7 protein-coding genes are annotated in these 12,097 nt (G+C 55.5%); all 7 read left to right on the top strand.

The annotated features are described in order from the left end of the window. The first annotated feature begins 4 nt into the window (after window positions 1–4). Window positions 5–2,134, top strand: a complete 2,130-nt coding sequence (locus ACKGJP_RS10250) for a YIP1 family protein (protein ID WP_409345554.1) — start codon at window positions 5–7, stop codon at window positions 2,132–2,134. Beyond that, on the top strand, window positions 2,131–4,569 hold the full coding sequence (locus tag ACKGJP_RS10255) for a DUF5696 domain-containing protein (protein WP_409345555.1): 2,439 nt from the start codon (window positions 2,131–2,133) through the stop codon (window positions 4,567–4,569). Before ACKGJP_RS10250 ends, ACKGJP_RS10255 begins: the two co-directional genes overlap by 4 nt. Next, complete coding sequence (locus tag ACKGJP_RS10260) at window positions 4,569–5,432, top strand: carbohydrate ABC transporter permease (RefSeq protein ID WP_409345556.1); 864 nt, start codon at window positions 4,569–4,571, stop codon at window positions 5,430–5,432. Before ACKGJP_RS10255 ends, ACKGJP_RS10260 begins: the two co-directional genes overlap by 1 nt. 148 nt (window positions 5,433–5,580) lie before the next feature. Continuing rightward, window positions 5,581–6,573, top strand: coding sequence for a carbohydrate ABC transporter permease (locus ACKGJP_RS10265; protein WP_409345557.1), 993 nt, complete (start codon window positions 5,581–5,583; stop codon window positions 6,571–6,573). Between the two features lie 70 nt (window positions 6,574–6,643). Then, a complete protein-coding gene (locus tag ACKGJP_RS10270; protein ID WP_409345558.1) occupies window positions 6,644–8,689 on the top strand; it encodes an endo-beta-N-acetylglucosaminidase in 2,046 nt (681 codons plus the stop codon). Window positions 8,690–8,856: 167 nt separating this feature from the next. Continuing rightward, window positions 8,857–10,227 (top strand): ABC transporter substrate-binding protein, encoded by a 1,371-nt coding sequence (locus tag ACKGJP_RS10275; RefSeq protein WP_409345559.1) that lies wholly within the window; start codon window positions 8,857–8,859, stop codon window positions 10,225–10,227. A gap of 495 nt (window positions 10,228–10,722) precedes the next feature. Continuing rightward, on the top strand, window positions 10,723–12,057 hold the full coding sequence (locus ACKGJP_RS10280) for a uracil/xanthine transporter (RefSeq protein ID WP_409345560.1): 1,335 nt from the start codon (window positions 10,723–10,725) through the stop codon (window positions 12,055–12,057). Window positions 12,058–12,097: the final 40 nt, after the last annotated feature.

A 12,097-nucleotide genomic window follows, 5' to 3' on the forward strand; every position in this document is an offset into this window, starting at 1 on the left:
TGGGATGAGAAGACGTACCGGCAAACGCGCATTGCTTGTTCTCGGGCTGATCTGGCTCCTGGCCGCGCTTTTCCCGGGCGCAAGCCTTGCGGAGCCGCCGTTCGAGACGTTCAGCAAAGACGGTTTCAATCATTTGATCCGGACCCAGGCCGCGTACTACCCGGATAAAGTGCTGGCGAACGACATTTATGTGATGCGCCAAGACAAAGGCAAGACCGTACGCGAATATTCGCCGCTCAAGCGCCCGCAGGATCTGTTTATCGACAAAAAGGACGAAATCTATATCGCCGATACGGATAACAACCGGGTCGTTCATCTGGACGCCTCGGGGAAATTCATTCGCGTCATCGACGTGCCGGACAGCAAGCTGAACAAACCGCACGGCGTTTTCGTAACTGGCGACGGAACGATCTACATCGCGGATACGGGCAATAAGCGGATCATCAAGCTGGATAAGAACGGCGCGTTCCTGCAAGAGTTCGCGAGACCCCAATCGAACTACATCAACGATTCGTTTCAATACGAGCCGACGAATATGGTGGTGGACGGCCGAGGCTTCCTGTACGTCATTTCGAACGGCAGCTATCAGGGGGTCGTCCAGCTCGATCCGAAGGGGAACTTCTACGGCTTTTACGGCGCGAACGCGACGGAAGTAAGCTTTATGGAAATCATCCGCAAAACGTTCTATACGGAGGAGCAGCAGAGCCGGCAAATCCGCACGCTGCCTTCGACGATCCGCAATATTTTCATCGACGAGCTGGGGTTCATCTACACCGTTTCGAGTGGCAAGAGCGAACAGGTCAAAAAGCTGAACATTCGCGGGGAGAACCAGTGGAAAAGCATCGATTTTTCGGCGCGTATCCGGTTCGTCAGGAGCGAAACGCCGGCCGATCCCAAAAACGAGCTGAAGCCTCAGCTGACCGACGTCGCGGTCGACAAGAACGGCAATCTGATCGCCATCGACAAAACGTTCAACAACATAAGCGAATACGGCCCGAACGGGAAGCTGCTGCTCAGCTGGTCGGGACCGGTTACGTTCGGCAAGCCGCAGCTCGGCTTGAGCCAAAGCCCGGTTTCGGTAGCCGCGAATTCGAAGAACGAACTGTTTATTTTGGACGATTCGCAGAACATGATTCACGTGCTGGAGCCGACCGAGTTCGGCGTCGCGCTCAACAAGGCGACCGAGCTGTCGCAGGAAGGCAAATACGAGGAAAGCGAATTGCACTGGCAGGAAGTGCTGAAACTGAACGCGCTGTACTCCCCGGCATACTTGGGACTCGCGCAGGCGGCTTTCCACAAGGGAGCCTACAAGGAAGCGCTCGACCTGTATAAGCTGGCGGGATCCGGCTCCGGGTATTCGGATTCGTTCTGGCAGATTCGGCTCGCTTGGTTTCAAGGCAACTTTTCATGGATCGCCAATACGCTGTTTACCCTAGCCATCCTTGTACTGGTTGCAGGCAGGTTCCGCTCGAAGCTCCCGTTTCTGAAGGCCGGCAAACGCAGCTTCAGATGGAGCAAGCAGCCGCTCGTTCAGCAGTTGAGGCATGCGTTCACGATTTTGAAGCAGCCGCTCGAAGGATTTACGGATTTGCGGTACAGCAACAAAGGAAGCTATTTGAGCGCGTTTCTGCTGCTGGGCGCCGTCGTTGCGGTCCTTCTGATCAAGGAATATTATACGAGCTTCGCGTTCAAGCCGGTGGCGGCCGAGAACCGGAACAGCAATTTCATTTTCGTATTCGGCATGACGTGGATAACCTGGGTCATCTGCAATTATTTGATCGGCACGATCAAATACGGCGAAGCCCGCTTCAAGGACGTATTCGTCGGCAGCGCCTATGCGCTGTTCCCGATCGTGCTGCTCGGACTCCCGCTGGCGCTGCTGTCCAATGTGATGACGCTTAGCGAGCAGTCGATTTACGGCTTTTTCGAATCGGCGATGTACATCTGGTGCGCGCTGCTCTTCTTCTGGCAAATCCAAGCGCTGCAAAACTACGGCGTGGGTGAAACGGTAGCGAATATATCGCTTACCGCGGTCGCAATGGCGATCATGTGGGTGCTCGTTTCGATCACGACGGGTTTAACCTCCGAGCTTCGGGAGTTCGTATTTACGGTGTACCAGGAGGTGTCGATGTGAAGTCCTATATTCGATCGAAACGATTTCTCGCGATCGCCCTCGTTCTCACCATGAGCGTGTTCACGGTCGTCAGCTCGCAGGCGGCGGAAAGCGGCTCAGCCGGACAATCGGCAGCCGCGGCAACAAGCACGCCGGTCCAGCAAACCGGGGGCGCCGGTGCGCAGAAGGCCGGTGCAGCGGCTGCCCCAGGCAGCGCCCAACCGGGCGGCGCACAGTCGCCGGGAACCGCGGGTGCCGCGGGCGGCACGCCGGCGGAGGCCGCAGGTTCGCAGGCGAAATCCGTAGGCGCGAACGGCTTGTTTCCGGCGGAGAATGCCTTCAAGACGGCGGCGGAAAATGCGGTGCTGCAGCTGAAGGTGCATGAAGGGTCGGGTCACTTTCTCGTCGTCGACAAGCGGAGCGGGAACGTCTGGCGGTCGTACCCGAATCCGGACACTTGGATCGATGCGGAAAATACGGGTGCGTGGAAGGTGCATCTGCAATCGCCGCTCTATATCCGGTACGTGGAATTCAACGTCCAGCAGCACATCGTCAAGGAAACGAATTTGACGGAGCAGAAGGGCAGCATCGCGGATTTCCAAATAACAGGAAACGGATTCAAGCTGACTTTCACGATGCCGGGTATCGGCTTCACCATCCCGGTCGAGGTCTCCTTGAAGGACGACTACGTGGAAACCCGTATCCTCGAGAAGGGTTTGAAGGACGCCAAAACGGCCGAGGAGAAAAAGGCGTTCGAGGACAAAAACAAAGGCCAAAAGGATCCCGATGCGCGGATCGCCGCGATCCGGCTGTATCCGTTCCTCGGGGCCGAGACGTCCGATAGCGAGGACGGCTACCTGTTCGTTCCGGACGGTCCCGGCGCTCTGATCAAGTTTCAGAAGGATCGGCCCAGCACGACGAACAACTTTTACAACGAACGGATTTACGGCGAAGACATGGCGTACAGCTTCAACAACGCCTTATCGTTCCGAGGCCCGGTGCGCATGCCCGTCTTCGGCATCAAGTCCGGTGATCGCGCGATGCTGGCGGTCGTGCAGGACGGCGCGGAATATGCCAGCGTAACGGCGGCTCCGTCCAAGTCGTTCAGCCAATACAACTGGATAACGGCCGAGCACGGCTACCGGTTCAAAACGTACATGCCGACCAACACGCGCAAAACGACCGGCGTCTGGACGCATACGAAGGATAGGGCGGCCAAGGATCGCATCGTACGGTACTATTTTCTCGACAAATCGGCCGCCGATTATTCGGGGATGGCGAACCGCTACCGCGCTTATTTAATGGAAGAAGACGGGCTAAAACAGCTCAAGACCGACGGCGCCGCAATCAGCTTGCCGGTGACGCTAATCGGATCCGACACGGAAAAAGGGTTTATCTGGGATTCCTATTTGCCTCTTACGACGACTTCGCAGGCGAAGGATATCGTGAACGAGCTGAGCGGGATGGGCGTTAACCGCATGTCGATCGTCTACACCGGCTGGCAAAAGGGCGGCTTCAGCGATTACGGCGGCCATTTCCCGCTGGACGGACAGCTGGGCGGCAACGGCGGCATGCGGGAGTTTACGGAGCTGGCTCATTCGAAAGGCCACACGGTGACGCTCGACGGCAGCTCGTATTCCTGGAACAATACGGGCCGCGACGGCTTCCGCAAAAGCCGCGACGCGCTGCAGGATCTCTGCTCCGTCATCATCGGCGAGCGGATGCCGTTCGTCAGTCCGCGTTTCATGCAGCAGGTCATCAAAGACGACTTGGGCAAAGCGAAGGCGCTCGGCGTCGACGGCATGATGTACGGCGGCTCGGTCGGCTCGATCCTGAGCAGCGACTATAACGAGAAATACGCGGCAACCCGCACCGAGACGATGGAGCTGCAGGACGCCATTTTTCAGGAGACGATCGCCGAGCTTGGACGGGCGGATGCGATGGGCGGCAACTTTTACGTCAACAAATATGCGAAGCACGCGTATGCTCTGCCGGACGAATATTCGTTCGACCTGTTCGTGGGCGAAACGGTTCCGTTCGCGCAAATGGCGCTCCATGGGCTGATCACTTATTCATCGGGCTACGCGAATCTGGCTGACAACTACAACAAAACGCTGCTCACGAACATCGAATTCGGCGCGTTCCCTTCCTTCGTTCTGACCTATGCCAAGTCGCAGGAGCTGCTCCGCTCGAAGTCGCTCAAGTATTTGTACTACAGCACGAATTATAAGGACTGGGCGCAAGAAATCGTGAAGCAGTACCAGCGGTTCAACAAGGCGCTCGGCGACGTGCAGGACCAGTTTATGGTCAGTCACCGGACGCTCGAGGACGGGGTCAAGGAAACCGTTTATGCGAACGGCAAACGGATTATCGTGAACTACAACGCTTCCGATTACGATAAGGGCGGCATTCGCGTAGCGGCGAAAGATTTCGCCGTCATACCGGGAGGGAAGTAATGGTGCGAAAGCTAAAAAGCATGGGCGGCACCGTCGTGCGCCGTTTCGAACCTTATCTGTTCGTAGCCCCGTGGGTGTTCGGATTTCTGATGTTTATGGCGTTCCCGCTCGTGTTTTCGCTCTATATGAGCTTCCATAAAGTGCTCGTCCTCCCGACCGCCTTCAAATACGATTTTCAGGGCTTGAAATATTACAAAGAAATTTTACTCGGCAGCTCGGTATTTTACGACGAACTGATCCCGTTTTTCCAGCAAGCGGTCCTCATGATTCCGGTCATTCTGGTGTTTTCGCTGTTTATCGCCATCCTGCTCAATCAGAACTTTCCCGGCCGGATTTTGTTCCGCGCGATGTTTTTTCTGCCGATCATTTTCACGTCGGGGTATATTTTGACGGAGTTCGTCAATCAGGGCGAAGGATCGCTGGGCTTCCTCGAACGGTACTCGATCGGCGATTATTTGAACCAGTATCTCGGCAACAGCTCATGGACGAAGCCGATTATGGAAGTATTGAACCGCTTCGTGCTCATCCTATGGTATTCCGGCGTTCAAATCCTTAATTTTCTCGCCGGCAGACAGACGATATCCAAATCCGCCTACGAGTCGGCCAGAATCGACGGGGCATCGCCATGGGAAGTATTCTGGAAAATCACGCTTCCCGCCATGTCGCCGTTCATTCTGCTCAATCTTATTTACACGGTCGTCGACATGTTCACGTTCCCGTACAACCCGGTCATCAAGCTGATCAACACGGGCGGCGGCAACTACGGTTATAACAGCGCGCTCGCCTGGATTTATTTCCTCGTCGTCGTCGCGTTCCTCGGCATCCTGCTGCTGCTCTACAACCGCTTGAATAAAAGCAGGTAGGCTGTTGGGAGTCGGAAATCGGAGATAGGAATAGGCTGCAACGCTTTGCTTCACTTTGTGGGGTTAAATTGGGGCTCCCCGCAAAGTAATCGGAATAGGCTGCAACGCTTTGCTTCACTTTGTGGGGGATAAGGAAGGAGGTTATGCGGTGCAGGGGAAAACGAATTCGTTCAAAATAACCGCAATTAAGCTGAATCCGGCCAAATGGAAACGGACGGTCATGGACAGCGGGGTGCGCAACGCCCGTTACTTGATCCTGGGCCGGGAGCTGAACCGGGGACTGCTCTTCAAGCTGTTTCTGTACTGGATTCTGATCATCACATCCTACATCTACTTGAATCCGGTGCTGAAAATGCTCGTGAAAATGGTGATGAACCACCGGGATCTCGTGAACCCGGCCGTCACCTGGATTCCCCGCGAGCTGTATTGGGGGCATTTGGCTAAAGCGTGGAACGCCCTTCAATACGGCCGTACGCTGTTCATCAGCATTGCGGTATCGGGACTGTCCGCCTTTTTTCACGTCATCACATGCGGCATGATGGGCTACGCGCTTGCGCGAATGCAGTTCCGCCTAAAAAAGCTGCTCTTCTTCTTATTGATTATGGCGTTCATTATTCCGCCTCAAGTGACCATCCTGCCGCTCATCATGATGTATACCGAACTCGGCTTCCAAAACCATCTGGTTTCGATCTTGATCCCCTCGATTTTCGGCTTCGGGGTGAAAGGCGCGCTGTTCGTCATTATTTACAGGCAGTTTTTCATGACGCAGCCGAAGGAGCTGGAGGAGGCGGCCAAAATCGACGGAGCCAGCGCATTCCGGTTTTATTGGAAGGTGATGTTCCCGCTGGCGAAGCCGGCCATTCTCGTCGTCTCGATCTTCTCGTTCGTCTGGACGTGGAACGACACGTATTTCCCGAGCATGTTTCTGTCCGGAGCGAACGACGTGCCGCTGGCGCTGCAAATGTCGCGCCTCGATACGAGTATCAAAGCGATGCTGACGAAGGAAGATGCTCCGGAAGTCATGATCGAATCGATTAAAATGGCGGCCAGCTTCCTGGTCATTTTGCCGCCGCTCGTCATCTTTTTCCTCGTCCAGCGATTTTTTGTCGAAAGCGTGGAACGGGCCGGGCTGGTGGAATAACGGAAAGCAGCGTTCGCCAGGTCAGTAAAGAAGTACGCCAATCAGACTTCTACAGAATCGGGGTGCCATTGTGTCAGAACATGTCAAACAGCAAGCTCCTGCGGGAGCGGCGGCGGGTTCGCGCCAGCCGCGCATGCATGGCTACAACGCCGAGGATGTCAAAACGTGGAGTCCGGAAAACGACAAGGACGCCAAATATTTTCGGTCGCGGGTTCCGCTGGCCAAGCGGATCGCGCCGTTTGTTCCTACGCAAGCGAAGCCGTCGCTAAGCGCCGAGCCGCAGGTGATGAACTTGTCGGCGGATTACAGCAAGGAGCGAAAGAGCTACCGGTATGCCGACGCGTTTTGCCGGAATTTGCACAAGTTCTGGCAGTATACGGATTTGTACGGTTCCTGGCACGGCTTGCCGGTTCCGGACTCCCCGGAAGACGATCCGGTATACGGCGTCATCAACCTGCCGAATCCCGCCTACACCGATGCGGCGCACCGGAACGGCGTGTTGAGCCTCGGATGCTGGTTTTGGCCGAGGGATGTGGAATTCGCGGATTGGGTGGAACGGAAGCCGGACGGTACGTTCCCGATCGCGGATAAATTGATCGAAATGGCCGCGTATTTCGGCTTCGACGGCTATTTCATCAATCAGGAAGCGAGAGTAGCACCGGAGCATGCCGCGAAGCTGATGGACATGATCAAATATATGCGCATGAAAGCGCGGGCTCCTTTTCACCTGCAGTGGTACGACGCTGTGCTGCCTGACGGTTCGCTCAACTATCAAAACCAGTTCAACGACAAAAACGCGCCATGGATCACGGACAACGGCCAGCCGGTCAACAGCAGCATGTTCGTCAATTATGCCTGGAGCGACACCCGGCTGCTCTCCTCGAACGAATACGCCAAAAGCATCGGGCTCGATCCGCTGCAAGTGCTGTTCGCCGGAACCGAAAACGATAAGTACGGCTATAATCCGCCTTACGACCCGCAGTGGATAATCCCGGAGGGCGAGCCTCCGAGAACAGGTTGGGCGCTGTTCGGCACCGATTTCGTCTGGAACCGGTACGCGAACAAGCACGATCCCATGGATCAGGAAGCGGTTTTTCGGAGGGAACGGCGGTACTGGTCGGGACAGCATGAAAATCCGGCGAAGACCGTCCGCACGCTCTATCACTGGTACCCGGATCCGTACCATGCCGTCAATCCGGAGGAATACCGCTGCTGGGACGGAGTCGCGCATTACATACCCGAGCGGTCGGTCATCGGTTCGTATCCGTTCGTTACCCGGTTCAATACAGGGCACGGCAAATCGTTTTTCTTGAATGGGGAGGCAGCAGGCATGAGGGAATGGAGCAACGCGGGTATACAGGATATTTTGCCTAGCTGGCAGTGGTGGGCGACAAGCTTCGGACCGGAAGATCCGCTTACCGCCTCATTCGACTACGATACCGCTTATGACGGCGGGTCTTCGCTTAAGGTTACCGGCGTTCTGGGACCGGCGAATCCGACAGAGCTGAGACTGTTCAAAACGAAGCTGCTCGCAGCCGCCGACGTTACGCTGACCGTTACGTATAGAATGGATCGGATGGAGGCGCCGGGCACGATACAGGTCGGCCTTATGTTCGAGGACAATCCCGAAACCTTCGTTTGGCTCGACGTTTGCGGTCGCACAAACGTCATTTGGCGAACCGCTTCGTTCGATCTTGGGAAGTTTGCCGGTAGGACGATCGCGACGATCGGCATGCGGTTCGAGTCGGAGACGCAAACCGATTTTACGATCCATATCGGGCAGCTTTCGCTAACGAATGCTTGCTCCGGGGTTCCGGCGGCGCCCACCGGGTTAGCGGTCGAGGAAGCTTTTATCGAAGCGGACAAAGCGGAATTGTTCGTATCCTGGGATTTGTGCCAAACGGGCGTTTGGTACTACGATCTTTACCGGATGAAGCCCGACGGGAAACGGGAGGCGGTCGGCAGAATGCTCGATGACGTCTACTACGTGAAGCTGCTCGAAAGGGCGGGACATGAACGGTCGACAACGCTTGAGCTTGTTGCGGTCGGCTATGACGGAACGGCAAGCGAACCGGCGACCGTCGAGCTGCAATGGCCCGAGCCGGTTAAGGCGTGAAGGGAACGGTTGAACTCCCGCTGTTTGGGGATCAATATAGAACGCTTGCAGCATTTGATTTCCTTGAAAGGGGGAATGTCGAGGGGCAGTACGAGGCTCTATCGTTCGTTCGTGAGGCAGCACGTATCGCAGAAGCCAGTATTTGAAAATTGATGAGGAGGATACAAATGAAAACGAAAAAGGGGTTTACACTTGTTCTTTCGAGCGTTATGGCTTTGACTATGCTTGCTGCTTGCGGAAAATCGACTACCGGAGGAAGCGGGGCGGCATCGCCGTCGCCGTCATCGTCCGGATCTGCCTCTCCTTCAGCAAGCAGCAGCCCGTCCCAGGCGCCGGAAATGACGAAGGATCCGATTACGCTTACGTTCATGGCTCCTTGGGACGACGGCATGGTGCAAAGACGGATCGGCAGCGCCGTCAAAGAAAAGTGGCCCAACATTACCATCAAAACGATCGTCGCTTTCGTCGAAGCGGATAAAATCCAGGAGACGCTCGCGAAAAAAGAAGTGCCGGATTTCCTTCTTGCAACGGACGGCTTCGAGACTTTGAAGGAATACGACATGATGTTCCCGCTCGACGACCTGATGAAAAAATACAAGTTTGACGAAAGCAAGCTGATGAAAGGAACGGTCGATGCGATTCGAGCGCGGGATCCGGAAGGCAAAGGACGCATGCTCGGCATTCCGTTCGAGGACACCGCGTTCGCGCTTCACTATAACAAGGATATTTTCGATAAATTCGGCGTTCCGTATCCGAAGGACGGCATTACGTGGGAAGAAGCGCTTGATCTTGCCAAGAAGGTTACGGGGGAGCGGGACGGGGTCAAATACCGCGGACTCGCGACGAACGGCCTTTGGCAAGCGCTTACGGAGCTGTCTCCGCAAGGGACCGATCCGAAGACGGGCGAACCGAAGTTTTCGAAGGAACCGGCGTTCGAGAAGTACCTTAGCTTCTACAAGCAAGTGACGGAAATTCCGGGGAACTATGCGAAAGACGTTACCTACGATTTCAAAAAAGGCGACGTTGCGATGTTTATTAACAATATCGCCAATACTATCCAATATTTTGAGGATCCGAACCTGAAGCTGAATTACGACGTCGTCGGCGTCCCGGTTTGGAAAGACGCGCCGACGAAAGGGCCTTCCAACATGGCGCTGACGATCGCGATCAACAAGCACAGCAAGTATAAGGAAGAAGCGTTCCAAATCATGCAGTTCCTGATGTCCGAGGAGCAGCAAATGAAGCTGTCCCGAAGCCATGGGGTATCGTCGGTGCTGGATAACCAGGCGATTCACGATGCTTACGCTGCGGACGCTTTGAAGGGAAAACAGAAAAATATCAAGAGCATCTACGCGCTCAAGCCAGCGCCGCCTGCTCCGTATTCTTCGTTCGGTCCCGACATGCTCTCGTACGGCAGCAACTATGTCGCTACCCAAGCGAAGCCTTTCGTGGATTCCGGCGACGACGTACGTACGTTCCTGCGCAAAATGGATGAGGATTATGCGAAGCTTGTGAAGGAGAAACAAATGAAGAAGTAGGGCGGCAGCGAAAAAAGTCCTTGGGCGGGGATGGGGTGTTTCGGGGAAGCGAGTGAATAGGGATTGCTAGTTTAGGGGGTAGGGGTAAAATGGAGGAAGATGGGCTCAACGTGACGGGGGTATCTCCTTCCGGTCGCTCTTGTGTTCGGGAAATTGGGATTGGAAGCCGCCGTCAGCGGTCATTTCCCGAACACAAAGGCGATCGCTCACGCTCCTCCAAGAGACACCCCCACCCCGATCGCCTTCTTCCTGGATTGGTCTCCTATGGCTGTGGCAGTCCCCGGAAACGGGGACTTTTTTCGCTGCCGATGGCGGGAGAAGTAGGGACACCCCCGCCCCGATCGCCTTCTTCCTAGATTGGTCTCATATGGCTGTGGCAGTCCCCGGAAACGGGGACTTTTTTGCTGCCATCGACTGCAAGTATGTTATAATGGCAAACGACAGCAGCGCGGACCGCGCTAGAGACTATACTAACGAAGAGGAACGGTTCGGATTATGAACAAAAGCAATTTATCGGCAGCGACAATCGGACTTGCGGGCGTTCAATGGTTTTTTTTCATGTTCGCCAATACGGTCGTCATTCCGTTATCGGTAGGCGCGGCGTTTCAGCTTTCGCCTGAAGAGATTTCCGGAGCGCTTCAGCGCTCCTTCGTATTTACCGGCATCGCTTGCGCGCTGCAAGCGCTGATCGGACACCGTTATGCGGTGATGGAAGGGCAGTCGGGGCTATGGTGGGGCGTTACGCTCAGCCTGTGCACGTCATCGGCATCGCTCGGTCTCAGTTTGCCGGAGCTCGGAGGCTCCTTGGCGCTCGGCATGATGATTTCCGGCGGGATCGTGATCTTGCTCGGTGCGCTCGGCATAGGCAGACTGCTGACCAAATGGTTCAGCCAGCCGGTCATGGCCGTGTTTCTGCTGCTGCTGGCCTGCCAGCTTATCATGATTTTTTTCAAGGGCATGCTCGGATTGTCCGTATCGAACAAGATTGATGTGCCGGTCGCCGGCCTATCGCTTGTCCTTGTCGTTTTCGTTCTGTTGCTTAGCATAAAAGGGAAGCCGTTCGTGCGTAATTTTTCCATTCTGATCGGCATCATCGTCGGGTGGATCGCGTTTCGTCTGCTCTTCCATTCGGATGCCGCTGCACAAGCGACCGGCGGGCCGCTGCTGTCCCTGTTTCCATGGGGCAAGCTCCATGGTGAGCCGAGCATTCTGATCATGACGGTTATCACCGGTCTGCTGAATACGACGAACACGGTTGCCGCGCTCAAAGGGGCGGAGGAGCTGTACAAGCGCGAAACGAAAGAGATGGAATACCGGCGGTCATTCGCGCTGACGGGCGCCTATTCGGTCGTATCGGGAGCGTTCGGACTGGTGCCTTACGCGCCTTACGCTTCATCGCTCGGTTTTCTTCAATCGACGCGCATTTTGGCCAGATCGCCGTTTCTTGTCGGAGCGCTTATATTCATGACGCTCGGCTTCATCCCTGCGCTTAGCGGATTTTTCTCCTCGATGCCGGTCAGCGTCGGGCATGCCGTTCTGTTCGTCGCGTATTTGCAGCTGTTCGGCTCGGCGGCTCGCAATCTGGGGTCCGTAAGCTTTACGCCTTTTACCGTTTACAAAATCGCGATACCCGCTATGGCGGGACTTTCGCTGATGAACATTCCGGCCGCGGCCTTTGCCGACGTACCGGCACTGATCCGCCCGATCGTCTCCAACGGCTTGCTGATGGGCATTGTCTTGGCGGTAACGATCAATAACGTTATCGATTGGGATAAATTCGACCGTAAGAAGGATGAAGAGAAAGGGAAGCAGACCGAAAAAGCCTCATAAGCATAACCTGCCTTGCCTCAAATACGGTTGGGCGAGCCGA

The organism is Paenibacillus litoralis (assembly GCF_046244365.1).
Taxonomy (GTDB): Bacteria; Bacillota; Bacilli; order Paenibacillales; family NBRC-103111; genus Paenibacillus_V.